At 72.2% G+C, this 21,985-nt stretch carries 18 protein-coding genes; 7 read left to right on the top strand and 11 right to left on the bottom strand.

Annotated features, from left to right (window positions below; all coding sequences use genetic code 11):
- Window positions 1–210 precede the first annotated feature (210 nt).
- Entirely contained in the window at window positions 211–1,905 is a 1,695-nt protein-coding gene (locus ACGFN2_RS03055; protein ID WP_393357068.1) for a DUF885 domain-containing protein, read from the top strand.
- Window positions 1,906–2,280: 375 nt separating this feature from the next.
- Here the strand turns inward: ACGFN2_RS03055 and ACGFN2_RS03050 are convergent, their stop codons facing one another.
- The 4 genes from ACGFN2_RS03050 to ACGFN2_RS03035 all read right to left on the bottom strand — a co-directional run bounded on the left by ACGFN2_RS03050 (window position 2,281) and on the right by ACGFN2_RS03035 (window position 8,749).
- Window positions 2,281–5,559, bottom strand: a complete 3,279-nt coding sequence (locus ACGFN2_RS03050) for an AAA family ATPase (protein ID WP_393357066.1) — start codon at window positions 5,557–5,559, stop codon at window positions 2,281–2,283.
- A complete protein-coding gene (locus ACGFN2_RS03045; protein WP_393357064.1) occupies window positions 5,556–6,722 on the bottom strand; it encodes an exonuclease SbcCD subunit D in 1,167 nt (388 codons plus the stop codon). Before ACGFN2_RS03045 ends, ACGFN2_RS03050 begins: the two co-directional genes overlap by 4 nt.
- Window positions 6,723–6,950: 228 nt before the next feature.
- Window positions 6,951–7,598 carry a response regulator transcription factor gene (locus tag ACGFN2_RS03040; protein WP_362609786.1) on the bottom strand — a complete coding sequence of 216 codons (648 nt, stop codon included), beginning with the start codon at window positions 7,596–7,598 and terminating at the stop codon, window positions 6,951–6,953.
- Complete coding sequence (locus tag ACGFN2_RS03035; protein ID WP_362609788.1) at window positions 7,595–8,749, bottom strand: histidine kinase; 1,155 nt, start codon at window positions 8,747–8,749, stop codon at window positions 7,595–7,597. Before ACGFN2_RS03035 ends, ACGFN2_RS03040 begins: the two co-directional genes overlap by 4 nt.
- Before the next feature lie 222 nt (window positions 8,750–8,971).
- Here ACGFN2_RS03035 and ACGFN2_RS03030 point away from each other — a divergent pair, with 222 nt between their 5' ends.
- Both ACGFN2_RS03030 and ACGFN2_RS03025 read left to right on the top strand, forming a co-directional pair.
- Window positions 8,972–9,715 (top strand): ABC transporter ATP-binding protein, encoded by a 744-nt coding sequence (locus ACGFN2_RS03030; protein ID WP_393357061.1) that lies wholly within the window; start codon window positions 8,972–8,974, stop codon window positions 9,713–9,715.
- Window positions 9,715–12,228, top strand: a complete 2,514-nt coding sequence (locus tag ACGFN2_RS03025) for an ABC transporter permease (protein WP_393357059.1) — start codon at window positions 9,715–9,717, stop codon at window positions 12,226–12,228. The genes ACGFN2_RS03030 and ACGFN2_RS03025 overlap by 1 nt, the downstream gene beginning before the upstream one ends.
- Before the next feature lie 220 nt (window positions 12,229–12,448).
- Here ACGFN2_RS03025 and ACGFN2_RS03020 read toward each other — a convergent pair whose 3' ends face one another.
- Window positions 12,449–13,075 carry a YigZ family protein gene (locus ACGFN2_RS03020; RefSeq protein WP_362609794.1) on the bottom strand — a complete coding sequence of 209 codons (627 nt, stop codon included), beginning with the start codon at window positions 13,073–13,075 and terminating at the stop codon, window positions 12,449–12,451.
- Between the two features lie 263 nt (window positions 13,076–13,338).
- Here ACGFN2_RS03020 and ACGFN2_RS03015 point away from each other — a divergent pair, with 263 nt between their 5' ends.
- Together ACGFN2_RS03015 and ACGFN2_RS03010 are read left to right on the top strand one after the other, a co-directional pair.
- Window positions 13,339–14,118 (top strand): type VII secretion system-associated protein, encoded by a 780-nt coding sequence (locus ACGFN2_RS03015; protein WP_362609795.1) that lies wholly within the window; start codon window positions 13,339–13,341, stop codon window positions 14,116–14,118.
- A 173-nt stretch (window positions 14,119–14,291) separates the two neighbouring features.
- Window positions 14,292–14,699 (top strand): CoA-binding protein, encoded by a 408-nt coding sequence (locus ACGFN2_RS03010; protein WP_362609796.1) that lies wholly within the window; start codon window positions 14,292–14,294, stop codon window positions 14,697–14,699.
- Between the two features lie 49 nt (window positions 14,700–14,748).
- Here ACGFN2_RS03010 and ACGFN2_RS03005 read toward each other — a convergent pair whose 3' ends face one another.
- Window positions 14,749–15,306, bottom strand: coding sequence for a YbaK/EbsC family protein (locus tag ACGFN2_RS03005; protein ID WP_362609798.1), 558 nt, complete (start codon window positions 15,304–15,306; stop codon window positions 14,749–14,751).
- Window positions 15,307–15,350: 44 nt separating this feature from the next.
- Window positions 15,351–15,923, bottom strand: coding sequence for an XRE family transcriptional regulator (locus ACGFN2_RS03000; protein WP_362609801.1), 573 nt, complete (start codon window positions 15,921–15,923; stop codon window positions 15,351–15,353).
- A gap of 105 nt (window positions 15,924–16,028) precedes the next feature.
- On the opposite strand from ACGFN2_RS03000, the gene ACGFN2_RS02995 reads away from it, so the two are divergent.
- Window positions 16,029–16,898, top strand: coding sequence for a DMT family transporter (locus tag ACGFN2_RS02995; protein ID WP_362609803.1), 870 nt, complete (start codon window positions 16,029–16,031; stop codon window positions 16,896–16,898).
- A gap of 41 nt (window positions 16,899–16,939) precedes the next feature.
- On the opposite strand, the gene ACGFN2_RS02990 is transcribed toward ACGFN2_RS02995, so the two are convergent.
- Window positions 16,940–17,710, bottom strand: a complete 771-nt coding sequence (locus ACGFN2_RS02990) for an acyltransferase (RefSeq protein WP_393357055.1) — start codon at window positions 17,708–17,710, stop codon at window positions 16,940–16,942.
- Between the two features lie 135 nt (window positions 17,711–17,845).
- On the opposite strand from ACGFN2_RS02990, the gene ACGFN2_RS02985 reads away from it, so the two are divergent.
- Window positions 17,846–18,385 (top strand): gamma carbonic anhydrase family protein, encoded by a 540-nt coding sequence (locus ACGFN2_RS02985; RefSeq protein WP_362609808.1) that lies wholly within the window; start codon window positions 17,846–17,848, stop codon window positions 18,383–18,385.
- A 58-nt stretch (window positions 18,386–18,443) separates the two neighbouring features.
- On the opposite strand, the gene ACGFN2_RS02980 is transcribed toward ACGFN2_RS02985, so the two are convergent.
- The 3 genes from ACGFN2_RS02980 to ACGFN2_RS02970 all read right to left on the bottom strand — a co-directional run bounded on the left by ACGFN2_RS02980 (window position 18,444) and on the right by ACGFN2_RS02970 (window position 21,975).
- On the bottom strand, window positions 18,444–19,208 hold the full coding sequence (locus ACGFN2_RS02980; RefSeq protein ID WP_362609809.1) for an enoyl-CoA hydratase/isomerase family protein: 765 nt from the start codon (window positions 19,206–19,208) through the stop codon (window positions 18,444–18,446).
- A gap of 46 nt (window positions 19,209–19,254) precedes the next feature.
- On the bottom strand, window positions 19,255–20,511 hold the full coding sequence (locus ACGFN2_RS02975; RefSeq protein ID WP_393357052.1) for a cytochrome P450: 1,257 nt from the start codon (window positions 20,509–20,511) through the stop codon (window positions 19,255–19,257).
- A gap of 102 nt (window positions 20,512–20,613) precedes the next feature.
- Window positions 20,614–21,975 carry a cytochrome P450 gene (locus ACGFN2_RS02970; RefSeq protein ID WP_393357050.1) on the bottom strand — a complete coding sequence of 454 codons (1,362 nt, stop codon included), beginning with the start codon at window positions 21,973–21,975 and terminating at the stop codon, window positions 20,614–20,616.
- Between the last annotated feature and the right edge of the window lie 10 nt (window positions 21,976–21,985).

The raw sequence follows: 21,985 nt of genomic DNA, 5'->3' as shown, positions 1-21,985 counted from the left end.
GCGCCCCCCCCCGGGGGGGCCGGCGTAGCGCGACACCTCCCCGGCCGGGGGCGGGCGGGCCGCCCCCCCCCCCCGCCCCCCCGCCCCCCGGCGGGGGGGGGGGGGCGGCCGCCCGGCCGGCCGCCGCACAAGGCAATGGCGCCGTAAAGCGACAGGAACGTACGGCTCTTTGATGGTGACGCGGCGCATGATCCGTACAAGGATGGCCGCATGTCCAACACCACTACTCCCGGGGGCGGCCCGCTGCCCCGTGAGGTCGCCGACACCTACGTCGACGCCCTCGTCGACCTGGACCCGATCACCGGCACCTTCCTCGGTGTCGCCGAGAGCTCCGGCAAGCTCCCCGACTTCTCTCCGACGGGCCAGGAAGCAGTGGCCCAGCTCGCCCGTACGACGCTGGAGAAGCTCGCCGAGGCCGAGACCCGGCCGGGCGCGGACCGCGCCGCCGAGCAGATCTGCGCCCGGCTGCTGCGCGAGCGGCTGACCGCCGAGCTGGCGGTCCACGAGGCGGGCGAGGGCCTGCGCACGGTCAGCAACCTCAGCTCTCCGCTGCACCACGTCCGTGAGGTCTTCACGGTCACCCCCGCCGAGACCGACGCGGACTGGACGGCGATCGCCCAGCGGCTGCGTGCCGTACCCGCCGCGCTGGAGGGCTACCGCGCCGCCCTCGACGCCGGCCGCAAGCGGAACCTGCCCGCGGGACCGCTCCAGGTCCGCACCGTCATCGGCCAGTTGGGCGAGTGGATCGGCACGGACCGCAGCTGGTTCGCCGAGTTCACCGACCCGGGCCCGGACGCGCTGCGCGCCGAGCTGACCGAGGCCGCCGAGGTGGCGACCGGCGCCCTCGTGGAGCTGCGCGACTGGTTCCGTGACACCTACGCCCCCGCCGTCGAAGGCGCACCGGACGTGGTGGGCCGCGAGCGCTACACCCGCCTGGCCCGCTACTTCAACGGCGCCGACCTCGACGCCGACGAGGCGTACGCCTACGGCTGGTCCGAATTCCACCGGCTACTGGCCGAGATGGAGGCCGAGGCCGAGAAGGTGCTGCCCGGCGCGAAGACGCCCTGGGAGGCGCTGGCGTGGTGCGATGAGCACGGCGAGGCCGTCGAGGGCGTCGAGGAGACCCGTCAGTGGCTCCAGGCGCTCATGGACGAGGCCATCGACGCGCTCGACGGCACCCACTTCGAACTGGCGGAACGGGTGCGCCGGGTCGAGTCACGCATCGCCCCGCCCGGTGGCGCCGCCGCCCCGTACTACACCCAGCCGTCGCTGGACTTCTCCCGCCCCGGCCGGACCTGGCTGCCGACGATGGGCGAGACCCGCTTCCCGGCGTACGACCTGGTCTCCACCTGGTACCACGAGGGCGTGCCCGGCCATCACCTCCAGCTGGCGCAGTGGGCCCATGTCGCCGACACGCTCTCGCGGTACCAGACGACGGTGGGCATCGTCAGCGCCAACGCCGAGGGCTGGGCACTGTACGCCGAGCGGCTCATGGACGAACTGGGCTTCCTGACCAGCGCGGAACGGCGCCTGGGCTACCTGGACGCGCAGATGATGCGGGCGGTCCGGGTCATCATCGACATCGGGATGCACCTGGAACTGGAGATCCCCGCCGACTCGCCCTTCCACCCGGGTGAGCGCTGGACACCGCAGCTTGCCCACGAGTTCTTCGCCCGGCACAGCAGCCGCCCTGCCGACTTCGTCGAGAGCGAGATCACCCGCTACCAGGGCATGGCCGGCCAGGCGATCGGCTACAAGCTCGGTGAACGGGTCTGGCTCCAGGGCCGGGAGGCGGCCCGCGCCCGGCACGGCGCGGACTTCGACCTCAAGGCCTGGCACATGGCGGCGCTGTCACAGGGTTCGCTGGGCCTGGACGACCTGCTGAGCGAGCTGTCGGCACTCTGACCGAGCGCTCCGGCGCGGCGGCCGGCCACGACGCAGTGCCGTTGTGGCCGGCCACCGCCGTCCGTAGGGTCCGCAGACATGCCAGCGGCGCTCGCGGCGGACCGGCCGCTCCGACTGTTCCCCGGTGACCGACTGCGTCCCCGGCATCCCGACCGCGCTTCGCGGCCGAGGCGGCGAACACCCGCACAGCGCTTCCCCCGCCCCCTCCCCCTCTCCCCCTTCGGGGGAGGGGGCGGGGGGTGGGTTCGGGGGTGGGGGGGGGAGGCACAGAAGCCGCGAACAGCCAACTCACCCGCGACGCCCCGGCCCATCGGCTCACCCGCCCGCGGCCTCCCCCATCCCGCGGCCTCACCCCACCAGCCTCACCCCGCCCCCTCACCCCCGTACGCGATGCCGGACCGTAGAGCCCGACCGGTCCTTGAGGACCTCCAGCTGGGCGGGAATCCGCGCCTTGAGGTCGGCGACATGGCTGACGATGCCGACGCTGCGGTCCCGTTCGCGCAGTGAGTCCAGCACGTCCAGCACCTCGTCCAGGGTCTGTTCGTCCAGGCTCCCGAAGCCCTCGTCGATGAAGAGGGTGTCCAGGCGGGTGCCGCCCGCCTCGTCGGTGACGACATCGGCGAGGCCGAGCGCCAGCGCGAGCGAGGCGAAGAAGGTCTCGCCGCCGGAGAGGCTGGAGGTGTCCCGCTCATGGCCGGTCCAGGCGTCGATGACATGCAGCCCCAGGCCGGAACGCCGGGCGCCGCCGGCCCGTTCGTCGGAGTGCACGAGGGCGTAGCGGCCGGCGGACATCCGGTGCAGCCGGGCGCTGGCGGCGGCCGCGACCTGTTCGAGCCGGGCGGCGAGCACGTACGACTCCAGGCGCATCCGCCGCTCGTTCTCGCTGGACGTGCCGGAGGCGAGTGCGGCGAGGCGGGCGATGCGGTCGTACGAGGCGCGCAGCGGGGCCAGCGCGCGGGCGTCGGCCTCGGCGCGGGCGGAGAGCCGGTCGAGTTCCGTGCAGCGCTCCTGGGCCGCCGCCTGGGTGGCCGAGGCGGTGCGCAGCCGGGCTGTCGCGGCCTGGTGCGCGGACTGTGCGGCGGCGGGGTCGGCAGGCGGCAGCGCCGCCGCGGCCGCGGTCTCCGGATCGGCCAACTCGGCCTCCACGGCGGCGGACTCGGCCTGCCATGCGTCGAGCCGCCCTTGCAGCGCCCGCCACTGGTCGTCGCCCAGCAACGCCTCGGCGGCGGCCTGCGGGGTGTCGAATCCGGCGCGGAAGGCGGCGTCGGACAGTCCGGCGTCGGCGTCCTTGAGCCGCCGGGCGCAGGAGGTGGCCGTACGGGACGCCTCCGCCGCCGCGGCGAGCAGGGCCACCTGCCGTTCCAGCCGGGCGGCCCGGTCGGCGACGCTCGCGCTGTCACCGCGCGCCCGGGTCAGCTCCTCCTCCAGGGCGGCCCGTTCGCGGTCCAGCGCCTCCCCGTGGGAGGTGCGGGCCGCGGCCCGGCGCTCGGCCTGCTGTTGTCCGGCGCGGCGCCGTTCGTATTCGCGCTCGGCGCGGGCGAGTGCCTCACGGGCGGCGGGGAGGTCGGCGCCCCGCGCATGGGCGCGGGTGTGCTCGGCGCGCAACTCTTCAACTTCTGCGGCGAGTTCACCGGGCGGGGTGTCCCCCGCCGTGGCGGCCGCGGCGGCCAGCGCCTCCTTGGCCGGCTGGCAGCGGGTCTCCGCCCGTCCCCGGGCCTCCTCGGCCTGCCGGTACGCCTCCCGGGCGGCTTCCTCTGCCGCCCGGTCGACATGGCCCGCTCCGGCGCGGGCCGGTCGGGGGTGCTCGGTCGCGCCGCACACCACGCAGGCCTCCCCGTCACGCAGTCCCTCCGCCAGCTCCGCGGCGATCCCGCGCAGCCTCCGGTCCTTGAGATCAAGCCAGTGCTCGTGGGCCGCCGCGGACCGCTCCCTGGCGGCGAGCAGCTCCGCTTCCGCCGCACGGACCTCCCCGCTGAGCCGGTCGCGGCGGCGGGCCGCCTCCCAGCGTTCGGCGGCCGGTTCGATACGGGCGCCGAGCTGTTCGGCGCGGGTGGCGGCCTCCTGCGCCGTCTCGATGCGCTGCTGGTGGGCGCGCTGGGCGTCGTCCCAAACGGCGAGCCACTCGGCGGCGTCGAGCAGCGTCTGCTCGTCGGCGCGTGCCTCACGGTCCAGGGCGGACCGCTCCTCGGCGAGGTCGGCGGCCCGCCGCTCGGCCCGGCGGGCCGCACCGAGCGACCCCAGGTCCTCCCGCAGCTCCCTCTCCCGTGCGGCGAGTTGCTCGCTCTCCGCGTCGGCGAGGTCCGGCGGCAGCGGGTCCCGGTGCCGCCGCTCGGCGCGCTGGACGGCGTCCAGCTCGTGCCAGGCGGCGTCGCGCAGGGCGAGCGCGGGCGCGACCTCCGCGGCCGCACGGGCCCGTTCGAGCCGCTCGCGGGTCCGCTCCCGCTCCTCGGCACGGTCTTCGAGCCGGGTGGCCCGGCGCCGGGCGTCCGCGTATCGCTGCTGGAGCCGGTCGCGTTCCCGGGCGGCTTCCCAGCGCCCGGCCGCCGCACCTTCGGCGGCCTCGGCGGTGTGCAGCGCGGAGCGGGCGACCGTCAGCCGCTCCCGTGCGCTCACCCGGGCGACCGCCGCCCTGACCAGCACCGTGTCCGCGAAGCCCGGCTCGCCGGGGCCCGGGGCGGGCAGGTCGTCGGCGCCGCCGGTACGGGCCGCCGCGGCGGAGCCGGCGGGCTCCACGGCCCCGGCCTGTCCCGGGACGGTCGCCCGCTTCGTGGCCGTCGCCGTCGCCCGGCCGCGGCCACCGGACGCCGCCGCGCGTCCGCGTGCCGGTGCGCCCTGTGCCGCCGCCCCGGCCCGGTCCGGCGCCGGGACCGAGGGGTCGGTGAGGTCGGCGCTCTCACCGGCCGCCTGCGCCATGCGGTGCGCCAGCGCCAGCAGCCGTTCGTCGCCCGCGGTGACGGTGTCCGCTGCGGCCTTGCGGCGCGCGTTCAGCTGCTCCTCCAGCGCGGCGAACCGCCGGGTGTCGAAGAGCCGTCCCAGCAGCCGGGCGCGCGCCTCGGCATCGGCCCGCAGGAATCGGGCGAAGTCGCCCTGCGGCAGCAGCACGACCTGGCAGAACTGCTCCTTGCTCATCCCGAGCAGCTGGCCGATCTCCTCACCGATCTCCTGGTGCGAACGGCTCAGCGCCTTCCAGCGCCCCCCGCCGTCCGGCCCGTCGCCACCCTCCGGCCCCTTGCCGCCCTCCGGCCCCTCGCCTCCCTCCGGTCCCGCGCCGTCCGCCGGCTCCCCGGCCGGCACGAATTCCCGCAGCCGGCTCTGCGCCTTCTCCTTCGTCGTGCCGCTGCCCCGCTTCTTGGGACGCAGCTGCTCGGGCAGCCGGGTGATCTCCAACCGGCGCTCTCCCACGGTGAGTTCGAGGACGACCTCGGTGAGAGTCAACGGGTCCGCCAGATCGCTGCGCAGCGCCTGACCGCTCTGCCGCGCCCCGGGCACCGACCCGTACAGCGCGAAGCACACCGCGTCCAGGACCGAGGTCTTGCCCGCGCCCGTCGGGCCGTGCAGCAGAAAGAGACCGTCCCGCGTCAGCCGGTCGAAGTCGATGGTCTGGGTGCCGCCGAACGGCCCGAAGGCGGTGAGGGACAGCCGGTGCAGCCTCAACGCGCCACCTCGGCCGCCATGTCGTCGACGCGTACCTCGTCGATCGCCGAACGCAGTTCGTCCCGCTCCTGCGCGTCGGCCGCGCGGCCGGACCGTACGTGTTCCACGAAGTCCTCGGCGATCTCCTGGTCACTGCGCCCGCGCAGCCGCTGCGCATACGACGCGAGCGAGCGGGTGGGCCCGTCGTCGGGGTCGAAGACCAGGCTGACGAGGTGCGGGAAGCGCTTGGCCAGCCGGGCCATGGGCTCGTGCGGGCGGGCGGTGTCGGTGAGGGTCGCCTCGACCCAGGAGTCCTCGTGCCGGTCCGCCTCGGGATCGTCCAGCAGCTGCTCCAGCCGTCCGCGGATACGGGCCAGCGGCCGCGGCACCGGGCAGTCCACCCGCTCCGCGTGCACGGCACCGCCCGCGTCGAGGTCGATGATCCACGACGACTTGCGGTGGCCGGCTTCGGAGAAGGAGTAGGCGAGCGGCGATCCGGAGTAGCGGACCCGCTCGGTGAGGGTCTGGCAGCCGTGCAGATGCCCGAGGGCGGCGTAGTCCACCCCGTCGAACACGGACACGGGCACCGAGGCGACCCCGCCGACGGTGATGTCGCGCTCACTGTCGCTGACCGCGCCGCCGGTGACGAAGGCGTGCGCGAGCACCACGGAACGCGTCCCCGTGGGCCGGCCGACGAGGTCGGCCCTGACGCGGTCCATGGCAGCGCCGAGCACCTCCGCATGGTCGGCACGGCGGGCCCCTAGGGTGTCGCGGACCATGGCCGGTTCGAGATACGGCAGCCCGTAGAACGCCACCGGGCCATGGGCGTCGGCGAGCAGCACGGGGGTGCCGCAGCCGGCCGGGTCGGTCCGGAGGTGGATGCCGGCCCGCTCCATCAGCCCGGAGCCGACGCCCAGCCGGCGGGCCGAGTCATGGTTGCCGGAGATCATCACCGTCGGGACACCGAGACCGGCGAGCCGGTGCAGGGCGTCGTCGAACAGCTCGACGGCGGCGAGCGGCGGCACGGCACGGTCATAGACATCGCCCGCGACCAGCACCGCGTCGATCTCCCGGGCCCGCACCGTCTCGACGAGATGATCGAGGAACGCGCGCTGGGCGGCGAGCAGGTTCACCCGGTGAAACGACCGCCCCAGATGCCAGTCGGAGGTGTGCAGAATTCTCACCCAGCCGCTCCGACCTGCATATTTCCCCTCCGAGAACCCACTTTTCAGCACCACCCCGACCCGGCCCGGAACCCGTCCCCCACCACGGCGACCACCGTCCGCACCCCGTCCCTTGCGGGCCTCATTCTCGCATCCGTGGCCGGTGCGGCGGGCGCAGTCGTCAGTTCCGGACCGTGTCGCGGAGACGGCCCGCCCCCTCTTCCGGGACGCTCCGCCACCCGGGGCCGGCTACGTCATGCCCGCGTCACGGACCAGCAGCGCCATCTGTACCCGGTTGGACAGATTCAGCTTGCCGAGCGCACGGCTGACGTGGGCTTTCACCGTGCCTTCGCTCATGGCCAGTTCACGTCCGATCTCCGCGTTGGACAGCCCTCGGGCCACGGCCCGGACCACCTCGCCCTCCCGGTCGGTCAGTACTGAGAGCCGCTGTCGCGCCTCGGTGGCGCCCTCCGACGCCAGTCCCGCGAAGGTGTCGATCAGCCGCTTGGTGACCTTCGGGGTCAGCATGGCGCTCCCCTCGGCGACCGTGCGGACGGCGTCGGCCAGATCCCGCGGGGAGGTGTCCTTGAGGAGGAAACCGGACGCGCCGTTGCGCAGGGCGGTGTGCACATAGTCGTCGAGGTCAAAGGTGGTCAGCATGATCACCTTGGGGCCGTTGGCCGAGCGTCGCAGCTCCTTGAGGGCGGTCAGCCCGTCCATGCCGGCCATCCTCACGTCCATCAGCACCACGTCGGGGCGGTGTTCGGCGGCCGCGGTGATCGCTGCACCGCCGTCGCTCGCCTCGCCCACCACCTCGATGCCTTCGGCCGGTTCGAGGATCATGCGCAGGCCGGCCCGGACCAGGGCTTCGTCGTCGACCAGCAAGACTCGGATCACGCGCGTTCCTCCAGGGCGGGCCGGGCGAGGGGAAATCGGGCCGAGACGGTGAATCCGCCGCCGTGGCACGGCTGGGCGGCGAATATCCCGTCGAGGAGTTCGACCCGCTCCCGCAGGCCGATCAGTCCGGTGCCACTGCCCGGCAGTGACTCGGCGGGAGCTTCCGGGGCCGTGTTGGACACCACGACCTCCAGCTCCGACTCGAGGTAGCGCACGGCGACGTCGGCGTGGGCCCTGCCGGCGTGCTTGTGGACGTTGGTGAGGGCTTCCTGTACGACGCGGTACGCGGCGTGTTCCAGCAGGGTCGGCAGCCGTTGCGGGGTGCCCTCGTCGTGCCGCGCCACGGAGACACCGGCGGCACGCGACTGATCGAGCAGCCCGTCGAGGTCCACCAGGGTCGGCTGTGGTCCGAGGCTGGGCCCGTTCCCGTCCCCCGCGCTCTTGAGCACCCCGATGACTTCCCTGAGCTGGGTGAGTGCTTCCCTGCCCGTGGTGCGGATGAGTTCCGCCGCGGCGGCCGTCTCCTCGTCCTTGGCGTTCACCTCCAGGGCCCCCGCATGCAGCACCATGAGCGACACCCGGTGAGCCACGATGTCGTGCATGTCCCGTGCGATACGGGCCCGTTCCTCCGCCCGCGCCCGCTCGGCGTGGGCGAGGTGCTCGCGCTCCCGCTGTGCGGCACGCTCCTGAATGCCGTCGATCACCTCACGGCGGGCCCTGCTCCACAGGCCCAGTGCCGCGGGGAGCCAGACGAACAGCACCGCACCGCCGAGCGACGGGAGCAGGTCCTCCCCGCCCAGGCCCGGCGTCCCGACGGCCACGCCCGTGGCCGTCGGCAGGACGGCGACGGCTCCGGCGCCGACCAGGTAGCCCACCAGGTTCCGCGGTCTGGACGAGGTGCGGGCCGCGACATACGACCCGACGCCCAGCGGTATCCAGACCGACAGCAGCAGCCAGGCCACCGCACCCATGGTGATCGCGGGCCACCGCCGGTACGGCAGCATCAGGACTGCGGCCCCGGCCACCACCCCGGTCACCACCGAGAGCACATGACCGGCCAGCGGCATCACGCCCCACTCGGCCAGCAGGTGGAGAACCGGACCGGCCGCGTGCCACAGCAGGGCACCCGCCCCGACCACGACCGCCAGCACAGTGCGTCCCCAGCGGTCCCCTAAGCGTCGCAGGCGCCGACGAAGCGCTCTTTCCCAACGTTGTGCCACGAATCGAGCCTAGTTGTTCGCGGTCGGCCCGGCTTCTGCCGTTCGTCTGCCATGTGCCGTACTTAAGTTGAGGCCGGTCTCACCTTAAGTCAGGGACTTTTCTTGCCTTTTGGGCGAAGCCGTGGGGTGGTTCACGCGCACACACTTCACGCCATGACACAGAAAACAGCTGCCGTCCGGGCCACCGGGCTCGCCAAACGCTATGGAACGGGTGACTCCCGAGTGGTCGCGCTCGCGGGGGTCGATGTGGAGTTCCGGCGCGGTGAGTTCACCGCGATCATGGGGCCGTCCGGCTCCGGTAAGTCGACGCTGATGCACTGCGTCGCCGGGCTCGACCGGGCAGACGAGGGCAGGGTGTGGATCGGGGAGACCGAGTTGACCGGTCTGCGCGACAACGCGCTCACACAACTGCGTCGCGACCGGGTCGGCTTCGTCTTCCAGTCCTTCAATCTGCTCCCCACGCTCACCGCCCTCGAGAACATCACGCTCCCCTTCGACCTGGCCGGCCGCACGCATGACCAGGACACGCTCGACCAGGTCGTCGGAGCACTGCAGCTGCAGAACCGTCTGCACCACCGGCCCAGCCAGCTCTCCGGCGGCCAGCAGCAGCGCGTGGCCTGCGCCCGGGCTCTGGTCACCCGGCCCGACGTGGTGTTCGCCGACGAGCCGACCGGCGCACTGGACTCCGCCGCCTCCGCGGAGTTACTCGGATTCCTGCGCCGCAGTGTCGACACACTCGGCCAGACCGTGGCGATGGTGACCCACGAGCCGACTGCCGCCACCTCAGCGGACCGGGTGCTCTTCCTCGAGGACGGCCGGCTCGTGGACGAGCTCCGGGCACCGACCGCGGACAGCGTGCTGGAACGCATGATGTCCTTCGAGAAGGCAGCCGTCTGATGCTGAAGGCGATGCTGCGCGACCTGCTCGCACACAAGGGCCGCATGGTGATGACGCTCATCGCCATCGCTCTCGGGGTGACGGCGACGGTCGGAAGCTGGGTGGTGAGCGACTCCATCGCCACCACCCTCACGGGCCGCGGAACCCGCGAGGATGTCGGGGTATCGGTGCAGAGCCCCGGCAAGGAGCCGCTGCTCACGCCCGCAGACCGGGCCCGACTGGCCCGCACACCCGGGGTCCGCCGCGCCGAGGGCGTACTCGTCGGCCGCGCCGGGCTGGTCGGCCGCGGCCACAAATTCGTCAGGACCACCACGGTCCTGGACCGGGCCGGCACCAACTGGAGCAACGCCGAGCGCTTCACCGTCGAGGCGGGAAGGGCACCCACGGGCCCGGGCCAGGTCGCTCTCCACAAGGCCGATGCCGACACCGCCGGTCTCGCGGTGGGTGACACCACGCAGGTGCTGCTGTCCGACGGCCGTTCCGACACGGCCAGAGTGACGGCCCTGTTCACCTACCACCGACTGGGCCCCAGGGCCACGACGGACGGGAACGAGGCGTCCGACGCGGTGCCGGTGGTGGCCTACGACACCGTGACCGCGGCCAAGTTGCTCGGCCCGCGTTTCCACCGCATCGAGCTGATCCCCACACCCGGTGCACGCCCTGGCGCGATCAAGGCGGCCGTACAACACCAGGTATCCGATGGGTTCCACATCGAGACGGGCCGTGCACTGGCCCGAGCTGCCGTGCGGCAGTCGGACTCCGAGGCACAGGACCTGCGGATGACGATGCTGCCCTTCGCCGCGGTCGCGCTCCTGGTCGGCATGTTCGTCATCGCCAACACCTTCACCCTGCTGGTCAGCCGGCGGACCCGGCAGTTCGCGCTGCTGAGGGCCGTCGGTGCGCGCAAGGGCCAGGTCCGGGCCGGGATCATCATCGAGGCCGGTGTACTCGGCCTGGCCGGCGGCACCCTCGGGACGGCGGGCGGTGTGGCACTGGGCCCCTCGATGATCGCGGTGATGCGTCCGGAGGACGATGTCGCCTTGGCCATCAGCCCGGTGGCCCTTCTGCTCGGCTATGGAGTCGCGGTGCTGGTGACGGTCCTGGCCGCCTACCGCTCCGCACGGCGGGCCGCGGCCGTCCCGCCGGTCGCCGCGCTACGCACCGCCGAGACCGTTCCCCGTGCGACCCGGTGGACCCGCAATGTCACCGGAGCCGGCTGTGTCGTCACCGGCCTCGTGATGGTCGCGGTCACGGCCGACCCCAGCGGGTCCAACCTCGCGCGGGTCGTCGGACTGGTGGGGGCGGTCCTCGGCGTCGCCGGTGTGATCGTGCTCGCGCCCTGGTTCGCCGAGGTGCTGCTCCGGCCGCTGATGCGCCTTCTCGGGGCGCGGTCGGGACCGGCGGTCCGGCTCGGGCTGCGCAACGCTGCGGGCGACCCGCGACGGACCTCCGGTACGGCGACCGCCCTGACCGTCGGGCTGGCCCTGGTCTGCGCGTTCGCCACGCTCAGTGCCTCCTTCTCGGCCCTGATCGCCTCGACGACCCGGGCGAACGTACCGGTCACCACCACGGTCCTGCAGTCCGCGGCCGGGGGCGAGTCCTCGCTCACCCCCGCCGAGGCGGAAAGGCTCAGAAAACTGCCCGGGGTCACCCAGGTGGCGGGGAGCCGCGATGTGCTGGTCGGGCTGACCTACCGGGGCGGCAGGACCGAACGCCGGATCTCCGCGATCGAGCCGGCGGGCCTCAAAGGCCCACTGACCCCTCATCTCACGGCAGGGAGCCCCGACTTGAGCCGCGGTGTGGTCATCTCGCAGAACCAGGCCGACATGCTGGACCTGGGCATGCACGACAGGATCACGCTGCATCTGGATTCCGGGACCTCCGTCACCCAGACCGTGGTGGGGATCTACGACGCCACCGAGCTGCAGGCCAGCATCTTCATGGACGTCAGCAAGGCACCACCGTCGCTGCGGAAGCAGATCACCACCCTGTACGCCTCCGGTCCCGACCCGGACGCCGCACGGGAGAACATCCGGGCGGCCTTCCACCACCGACCGGATGTGTCCGTCGGCAGTCGCGAGACCTTGGTCCAACAGGGCGTCGAGCAGCAGTCACTGGCCTTCACCCTGATGTACGCGATGTTCGGTGTCGCGATCCTGATCGCGGTGTTCGGGGTCGTCAACACCTTGGTGCTCTCGGTCATGGAGCGCACCCGTGAGATCGGGGTGATCCGCGCGGTGGGCGCCACCCCGCTGCTGGTCCGCCGCACCATCAGGGTGGAGAGCATCGTGATCTCCCTCTTCGGTGCCCTGCTCGGGGTGGCCGCCGGTGTCCCTGCGGGCGCCGTGATGCAACACGCGATGTTCGGACAGCGGTTGTGGGACTTCTCGCTCCCCGCCGGAATCATCGGCCTGTCGCTGGCCGGAATCACCCTGGCGGCCGTGCTGGCCGCGATATGGCCGGCCCGCCGGGCCGCCCGTACGAACATGCTGGCGGCGATCGCGGGCACGTAACGCCGGGCCGGGCCGGCCCGGGGCGAGAGGGGCTCAGCCGGGCACGGTGGGCCGCGACCACACCGGCCCCCTCCCTCTCTCCCCCGCGGCCGCCCGGAGTCCGGACCGGAGCGCTACAGATACCCCTCCGTGACCCACCTCGACCCGAACACGGCCACCACACCACGCCGGCACTCCCGGAGTCCGGCGATCGGCCGTCAGCCGCCACCGCCAGCCGACATCAGACCTCCCCGTACGCCTCCCCGCCGAGCTCCAGTCGCGCGGTGCCGGCGGTGGTGTCCGCGAGCCAGGCGCGAAACGCGTCGAGGTCGGACTCCGGCAGCCCGATCTCGATGTGTACCTCCGCCCCGTAGGTCACCTCGCGCACGGTCCGGCCGGTGGTGCGCAGATCGTTCTCCAGCCGGCCCGCCCGCAGGTGGTCGACGGTGACCGTCAGCAGCCGGAAGCGCCGGCGGGTGACCGTGCCCAACGCGTCCAGCGCCTCGCCGACCACGCCGCCGTATGCGCGGATGAGGCCACCGGCGCCGAGCTTGACGCCGCCGAAGTAGCGGGTGACGACGGCGACGACGTAGCGGACCTCGCGGCGCACCAGCATCTGCAGCATCGGGACGCCCGCCGTGCCGCCCGGCTCACCGTCGTCGCTCGCCTTCTGGACACCGCCGTCGGCGCCGAGGACATAGGCGAAGCAGTGGTGGCGGGCGGTGGGGTGCTCCTTGCGGATGCGCGCGATGAAGTCCTCGGCCTCGGCCTCGGTCGCGACGGGCGCGAGCGCACAGAGGAAGCGGGACTTGTTGATCTCGATCTCGTGGACACCCTCGCGCGCGAGCGTGCGGTACTGCTCCTGCATCGCACCAGCCTATGCGGCCCCGGTGACAGGCGGACAGCGGCCGGCGCCGGTGGCCCGCGCCGCGCTGAGGTGTCCGCCGTAAGGGCGCGGGGGTCCGCCGTCCGGGCGCAGTGCGCACGGCCACGCGGCGTACCCGCCCCGTCCGCACGGTGCGTCGGAGCGACGTCCGCGCTGCCCGTGGGCACTGTGAGGCCAGTGCGAGAGCCTCGTGTTTCCGGGGCCCCGCTCGTACAGGCAGGAACGGCGGGATTGCGGAGGGCTGCATGGAAGAGAGCACACAGCAGGCGATGACGGCGGGCGTGCCCGTGACGGGCGACGAGATGCCCGAGCCCCCGCCGGAGGTCATCGAGGCGGCCCGCGAGGCGCCCGACCACTGGCTGGCCATGGTGGACCTGACCTGGCAGGGAGAGGGTCCGCCTCCGCTCTGGGCGCTGATCGGCCAGTGGCGTTCGGGGCCGACGGGCGAGATCGAGGAGTGGCGGGACAATCCGGAGTACCGGCCGTCGCCCCAGATGCTGGACTGGTCCGAGCCGACGGATGCGGTGGACTGCGCGCTCCAGCTCGCCGCGACCGGTTACGGGCCGGGGCAGGACGTCTCCGAGGCGCTGGCGCGCGCGGAGGTCTCCGTGCTGGTGACCGCGACCGGGTCGCCGCTGGCCGCCGCCTCCCCCGAGGGCACCCCGGTGATCCCCGTCTACACCTCGCAGAGCTACCTGGAGTCGGTGGGCCGGCTGCTGTACGACCGCCGGCCGGTGGCCGAACTCGTCGAGCAGCTGCCGCCGGGGCACGCCCTGTACCTCAACCCGACCGGGCCGGTGAGCATGCTGGTGGACACCGAGGAGCTGCGTACGGCGCTGGCCGGGGTGTCCGGGACCGAGGCGCGGGAGCAGGCCGCGCCTGTGGCACCTCGGCCGGGGACCGGCGCCGGCGGGGCCGAGCCCGTCGGCAACAGCCGCGGCATCGGCAAGCCGGCCCGCACCGCGAAGAATGGCAAGGTCGGCGCCGGGATGGCCGGCAGCGGAGTGGCCCGCGGCGCGAACTGAGCCACCGTACAGAGACCCGCCCCGCCCGTCTTCCCCTTCGGGCGGGGCGTCTGTCGTGCGGCGCGCACCGGCTGCCGTTCACCCCGCGGTGTGGTCGTCCCCCGCGACGGGAATCTCCGGGTCCCGCCGTCCGTTGAGCCGCACAGGACCCCTTCCGACGCAGGAGGCAGTGCGTGTACGGCGACCCCAGGACGATCCGCAGAATCCTGACCGAGCTGGGCGACACGTGGGCGGTGGTGGGCCTGTCCGGCAACGAGCAGCGTGCGGCGCACGGCGTCGCGGAGGTGCTGCAGCGCTACGGCAAGCGGATCGTGCCGGTGCACCCGAAGGCCGAGAGCGTCCACGGCGAGCAGGGTTACCCCTCGCTCTCCGCGATCCCCTTCCCGGTCGACGTGGTCGATGTCTTCGTCAACAGCGAGCTGGCGGGCCCGGTCGCCGACGAGGCGGTGGCGGTCGGCGCGAAGGCGGTCTGGTTCCAGCTCGGTGTGGTCGACGAGACGGCCTGGGACCGGGTGCGCGACTCCGGCCTCGACATGGTGATGGACCGCTGCCCGGCGATCGAGATACCTCGGCTGGGCTGAGGCGGCAACGGGCGATACGTCCCGTGCGGGCCCCTGGGGCGCGCGGCCGCTAGGCGATACCCAGCCCGTCCAAGACCGTCGCGCCCGGCAGTTCGGCCAGTGCCTTGCCGGGCACGATGAGCTTGCCGCGGCGGCTGCCGCTGCCGATCAGGGCGTACGGGGTATCGACGACGGCGGCGTCCACGAGCAGCGGCCAGTCCGCGGGCAGGCCGATGGGGGTGATCCCGCCGTACTCCATCCCGCTGTCGCCGACGGCCTTGTCCATCGGTGCGAACGACGCCTTGCGGGCGCCCAGTTGACGGCGCACCACCCCGTTGACGTCGACGCGGGTGTGCGAGAGGACGACACAGGCGGCCAGGGTGGTCTCGCCGCCGCGCTTGCCGGCCACCACCACACAGTTCGCCGACTGCTCCAGGAGCCAGGGGCCGTGGTGCTCGACGAGCAGCGCGGTGTCCGCGATCGACGGATCGGTGTCGACGTGGCGCAGCTCCTCGACGGGCACCGAGCCGCTCCAGGCACGGATCGCGGCGGCCACGGGTCCGGGCAGCAGGTCCAGGCGCTCGACAGCGGGCCGGACATCGTCAAAAGCGTCCATCGGCACGGGCATACCCGCCAAGCTAACAGGCGGGGCGCCCCGGTGGCCGGGCCGTCTCAGCGGACGGCCGGGATGATCACCGACATGGTCATCTCGACCGGTTCCGTCCCGTCGTTGCGGTAGCCGTGCGCGGTCTTGGCCTCGAAGGTCGCCGAGGAGCCCGCGGGTACCTCGTGCTCCTCGCCGTCCACGGTCAGGGTCAGGGTGCCGGCCCGGACATGCAGCAGTTCGACGGTGCCGGGCGGGTGCGGATCGGAGCTGCTGCTGTCGCCCGGCATCAGTCGCCAGTCCCAGAGTTCGTACGGTCCGGGCGCCTCGGCGCCCACGAGGAGGGTGGTGGAGCTGCCTGCTTCGGTGGACCACAACCGGACCGCCTCCGCCGGGGCTACGATCCGTACCTGCGGGCCCTGTTCGAAGTCGAGGAGCGTGGTGATGCTGACGCCAAGCGCGTCGGCGATCTTGACAGTGGTCCCCACGCTCGGGTTCGTACGGGCCTGCTCGATCTGGATGATCATGCCGCGGCTGACGCCGGCGCGGGCCGCCAGCGCATCGAGGGTGAAGCCGCGCTCGGTGCGCCAGTGTTTGAGGTTGCGGGCGAGCGACTGCGTGAGCTGGTCGAGATCCGTCACAGTCCGTCCAAGTCGAGGCCAATATATTCGATTCCCTAGTGCAACCTGCTGCACTACGGTGTGGTGTACTTCAGCGTCCGGTTCACTGTACTGCGAGGTTTCACCATGACAGCGGTCTTCGCCCTGGCCACCAGCCTTCTCTGGGGGCTCGCCGACTTCGGCGGCGGACTGCTCACCCGAAGGATGCAGGCACTGACCGTGGTGGTGGTCTCGCAGACCCTGGCCGCCGTCGTGCTGGGCGCCGTCGTGCTGGCCACCGGCGGCTGGCGGGAGGCCGGGCCGCAGCTGTGGTGCGCGGTCGGCGCCGGCGTCGTGGGGCCCGCCGCCATGCTCTGCTTCTACCGCGCCCTGGCGCTCGGCCCCATGGGGGTCGTCTCCCCGCTCGCCTCGTTCGGTGCCGTGCTGGTACCACTCGGCGTCGGGCTCGTGGCGGGCGAACGGCCGGGAGCGCTCCAGGTCACCGGCATGCTGGTGGCGGTGGCCGGTGTCGTGCTGGCCGGCGGGCCGCGGATCAGCGGTGCCTCCGTGGCCGGCCGGACGATCGTCCTGACGCTGGTCTCGGCGCTCGGTTTCGGTGCGGTGATGGTGCTGATCTCGGCGGCGTCGACGACCGTCACGGGGCTCTTTCTCGCCCTGTTCGTGCAGCGGCTGTGCAATGTCGCCGTCGGCGGCGCCGCGCTCTGCGCCTCGGTGCGGCGCGGCACACCGGCGCTGCCCGAGGGCGGCCTCCCGGCCCTCCGGGACGCGCTGCCGGCACTCGCCTTCGTCGGGATCGCCGATGTCGCCGCGAACGGCACCTACGCCCTCGCCGCCCACAGCGGCCCGGTCACCATGGCGGCGGTGCTCGCCTCCCTCTACCCCGTCGTCACCACGCTCGCCGCGCTCGGCATCCTCAAGGAGCGGCTGCGGGCGGTCCAGACGGCCGGTGCCTCCCTCGCGCTGGTCGGCTCGGCGCTGCTCGCCTCCGGCGGCTGACACCTGCGGGACCGGCCGCGGGCGGCGGAGCTGATGCCGGCTCAGGACGTCTCGTACGCCTCTCCGGCCTGCTCCGCCTCCCAGGACTCCAGCGCGACCAGCTGCTGCGGGGTGACGCCCTCGGGGATCGGGACCGGGGCCGGTGTGCGCAGCGGCGGCTGCCAGCCCTGCCCGGCGTCCCAGCGGCGGACGATCCGGGCGGGCGCGCCGGCGACCACCGCATGGTCGGGGACCTCACCGCGGACCACGCCACCGGCCGCGACCACCACGTTCCGGCCCAGCCGTGCCCCGGGCAGGATCACCGCACCGGTCCCGATCCAGCTGCCGGGCCCGATGGCGACCGGCTCGCTGCGCGGCCACTGCTTACCGACCGGCACCTCGGGGTCGTCATAGCTGTGGTTGGTGGTGGTGACGTAGACACCGGGGCCGAAGAAGCAGTCATCACCGATCGTCAGCCGGACATCCGCGATCACATGGCTGCCGCGGCCCAGTACGACACCGTTCCCCAGCGTGAGAATCGGCTCCGCGCCCAGGTCGAGGTCCGGCATCATGCCGGCCGTCAGCGTCACGTCCTGGGCGATGATGCAGTGCTCGCCGAGCTCGATCCACGGGTCGCCGAAGACCGTGCCCTGCGGGTAGGCGAGCCGGGTGCCGGTGCCGATCCGGCGGAAGCGGTACGGACCCGGCCGGTCGGCCGTCACGGCCGCGGTCTGCCGCACCCAGCGCGCCCCGCGGTGGACGGCGCGCGACACGGCCCGGCGCCGCCAGGCCGCGACGGACGAGAACACGTTCTGGTTTATCGGCACCCGCACACCGTACTCAGCCCGCGGCCGGCCGGCCGCGCCCCGGGCTGTGATCTTCGCCCCACCGGCGGCCGTCCCCACCCGGCGCCGCGCCCGTCGTCTACGGTGCTGTTGGCGCGGCGCAGAACGGTGAGGAGATCCAGGATGACGGCACGGCCATTGCTTTCACCGGTGGGCGGGAAGGAGCCGAAGGTCGATCAGAAGGCCTTCACCGCCCCGACGTCCGTCGTGCTCGGCGAGGTCACCATGGGCCCGGGAGCCAGCGTCTGGTACCACACGGTGCTGCGCGCCGACTGCGGCCCGATCGTGCTCGGCGCCGACAGCAACATCCAGGACAACTGCACGGTGCATGTCGACCCCGGCTTCCCGGTGACCGTCGGCGAGCGGGTCTCGGTCGGCCACAACGCGGTGCTGCACGGCTGCACCGTCGAGGACGACGTCCTGATCGGTATGGGGGCCACGGTGCTGAACGGGGCCCACATCGGCGCGGGCTCTCTGGTCGCCGCGCAGGCGCTGGTCCCCCAGGGCATGCGGGTCCCGCCCGGCTCGCTGGTCGCCGGGGTGCCGGCGAAGGTCAGGCGGGAGCTGACCGACGAGGAGCGCGAGGGCATCAAGCTCAACGCCACGATGTACCTGGAGCTGGCGGCCCGGCACCGGGAGGACGTCACCGCCGCCGGGGAGTGAGCCGGGCGGACGGCTGAGGCCGGGTGCGGCGGGCTCCGGGCCGCACCCGGCCGGAAGTTCAGCGGCCTCGGCCCGCTGCGGCGGCCGTGAGGACGGAGGTCATCAGTTCCGCGTCGAACTGGGTGGCATCTGCGAGCCGGTGGGCACCGGAGTACGCGTTCAGCATGACCTTGGCCGTTCGGAGTGCCACAGGTGACCTGCGGACCATCGGTTTGGTCCACTGCTGGATGACCTCGTCCAGCTCGTCCTCCGCGACGACCTTGTGGAGGACGGACAGCTCGGCCGCCTTCGCCGCGTCGAAGCTGTCGCCTGTCAGGATCAACTCACGGATGCGGGCGGCGCCCGTCTCGTGCAGCAGCCGCGGCAGCGCACCACCCCATGCGGGCGGCATGCCGAGCGCCAGCTCCGGCATCCGGAAACGGCAGTTGTCCGCTCCGGCGCGCAGATCGCAGAAGAGCGCCAGCGCCAGCCCCGCTCCGATCACCCCACCGTGCAGCCTGGCAATGGTGACCGCCTGGACGTTGGCCAGGGCGTCGCAGACCCGGCGCGCCTTGCCCGCCACCGCCCGTAGCCCCGCTCCCCCGGCGTCGGCGGCGAGGAGTTCGGCGAACTCACGGCGGTCGCCGCCCAGACAGAAGTCCGCGCCCTGGCCGGAGAGGATCAGCACGCGGACTTCGGGCGCCTCCTCCAAGGCATGCAATACGGTGAGGAGTTCATCGAGGAGCGTGCCGCAAACGGCGTTGCCCGTTTCCGGACTGTCCAGCTGGACCTTGAGGACCGGCCCCTCCGATATGACACGGAGGGCCTTGAAATCTTCCATCACAACGCCTTGTCTCTTGCTTCTCTGTCTACTGTCAGCCGAAACGGCATCAGGATTGGACTACACGGAGTTCGGTGATGCGGCGGAACCCCACCCGCGAAGCCCAGACCGGGGACCCGCTGACCCGCAGACCCGGCAGCCGTCCGAGGAGCGCGGTCAGCAGTGTCGTCGCCTCGAGACGCGCCAGCGGCGCCCCCAGGCAGTAGTGGATGCCGGAGCTGAAGCTGAGGTGCGCGGCCTTGCGTCGGATGTCGAAGACACCGGGGTCGAGATGGTGCTGCGGGTCGTGGTTGGCGGCACCGATCATGAGGTGCACCATCCGGTCCTTCTCGATGTGCACTCCGGCGAGCATGGTGTCCTCGGGTGCGACACGGCTGATGATGTGGTTCGGGGAGTCGTAGCGCAGCACTTCCTCGACCGCGTCCGGAACGTGGTCGGGATGGGCACGCAGCCACCCGAACTGGCGAGGGTGCTCAAGGAGGAGCCACACCATGGTGGACAGCATGGTGGAGGTGGTCTCCGGTGCGGCCAGGAAGACCAGCAGCGCGAGGAGGTAGACGGCCTCGTCGGCCGCCTCCCGGTCGGATTCGAGAGCATCCCAGGTACGCAGCCAGCCCGAGACCGGATCGTTCCCGGGGGCCCTGCGGCGCTCCTGCACCAATTCCCTGAAGTACGACTGGAGTTGCCCGGTGGCAGCGTCGGACAGCGCGAGCTGACTCGTGGACGGCAGCAGCTCCTGGGTGAACACCTGGTCGTGGGCGAGTGCGCGCAAATACGGATAGTCGGCGGACGGCAGTTGCAGCCAGCCCCCGATGGCATTCATGGGAAGCTCTTCGCTGACCAGAGCACCGAAATCCGCTTCACCATCAGCGCGCAATTTCTCGGCGAGCCGATCAAGAAGCTGATCAACGGACTCCTCGATCGCACCCTTGAAATCGGCCATGCATTTCCGGTCAAACATATTGCCCAGAGAGCGCCGCACCCGTGTGTGATGCGGAGGATTGAGCGCGGGCAAGGTCCTGCTCATTTCACGCGATGAAGCTGCGCTCCAGCGCGTCGCCTCCCCCTGCCGAGCCCGCCACTCACTGTCCGGCACCCGCCATGTCCGATCCCGGAGCACCTGGTCACACAGGCCGTATGACGTGATCAGGTACCCGCCCCATGGTGCTGGGACCACGTCCCCCATCGATCTGAGTTCGGCGTAGAAGGGCAATGGATTCGCTTGCCCACTCGGGGTGCGCAAACGAGAGAAAAGCGAAACCACGGCCCGTCGATCAACCGCGGGGGAAGTCAGGACGGACTCCACAGCTACTCCTTGTTCAGCCGCTCACATAAAACGGGACACCCCTGCCTACCCCGGCGCCTGAACACTTATACGGTGGATACGCGCTCCACTATGTTGCAGATGTCACACCTTCCACCAGCTGAGGAATCCGCTCCACCAGCTGCCCTTCCTGGACCTGCCCTGGTTATCCTGCGAGGAGGGATTTCCGCCGGTAACGCCGGAGGGCCGACCGGACGGCCGACGCTCGTCCCGCACCGGCGTGAAGCGGGCCGGGAGCCCGTTGAGCGCCCGGTGGAACGGACCTGGCCGGTACGTCAAGCTCTCCTCGGCCACCGCCAGTTCGATGTCCGGCAGGACATTGAGGAGCTTCTCGATGGCCAGGAGCGAGATCAGCAGGGCCGGGTCCTTCGCCGGGCAGGCGTGCGGGCCCGCCCCCCACGCCAGATGCGCGCGCTTGCTGAGCGTCTGACGGCCCGACGAGACGTTCGGATCGGTGTTGGCCGCCGCGAAGCTGACGAGTACGGGGTCACCGGCGGGCAGCGTGCGCCCGGAGACCTCGACATCGTGCACCGGGTAGTGCACCGCATAGTTGGCGATCGGCGGGGAGTTCCACAGCACGTCGTTGATTGCGTCCTCGACGAGCATGCCGGCCGAATGCTGGCCACCGGTGTACTTCTCGTCGGCCAGCAGCAGGCGCAGGGCACTGGCGATGATGTTCTGCATCGGCTCCGCGCCGGCGCCTATGAGCAGCACCAGCTGGTGGATCATCTCCTCGTCGCTGAGCCCGGCCTGGTGCTGCATCAGCCACGAGGTGACGTCGTCACCGGGGTGGGTCCGCTTCAGCGCCACCAGCTCGAACAGCGACTCGGTGAGGACCTCGTTCGCCTTCTCCGCGTCGACGCCGTCGAAGATGCCGGAGAAGCCGAAGACCAGCCGGTCACCGATCTCGGCCGGGCAGCCGAACAGGTCGTTGAAGACGAGCAGCGGCAGCCACTGCGCGTAGTCGGTGACCAGATCGGCCTTGCCGCGGCTGCTGAACTGCTCGATGAGATAGGCCGCCACACGATTGACATGCCGGTTCATCCGGTGCATGTCGATCCGGGCCAGGCTGTCCGTCACGGCCTGGCGGAGCCTCAGATGAGTGGCACCGTCCGAGAACATGGCGTTCGGCCGGTGCATCATCATCGGCAGCACCGGGCTGTCCAGGGGAACCCGCCCCTCGTTCAGGGCGCGCCAACGGCGCGGGTCCCGTGCGAAGGTGTCCGGGTTCTGCAGGACGTGGAGCGCCGCCCCGTACTCCGTGACGAGTTCGGCCTCCACACCGGGCGCGAGCTCGACGGGGGCACTCGGTCCCTGCTCCCGCAGGATCTCGTAGAAGGCCTCCGGGGCGGCGGCGAATTCGGGACCGTGCAAGGGTGCCCGTGGGCCACCCGCGTGCGCGGGGCAGCCCGGCGGTGGGCTCTGGAATTCCGAGTGAGATTGCATGCCTGAACTC

The sequence above is a fragment of the Streptomyces sp. NPDC048612 genome (assembly GCF_043199295.1).
Classification (GTDB): domain Bacteria; phylum Actinomycetota; class Actinomycetes; order Streptomycetales; family Streptomycetaceae; genus Streptomyces.
Note: the sequence above shows the minus strand (reverse complement) of the source record. Positions and strands in the feature narration are given on the sequence as shown.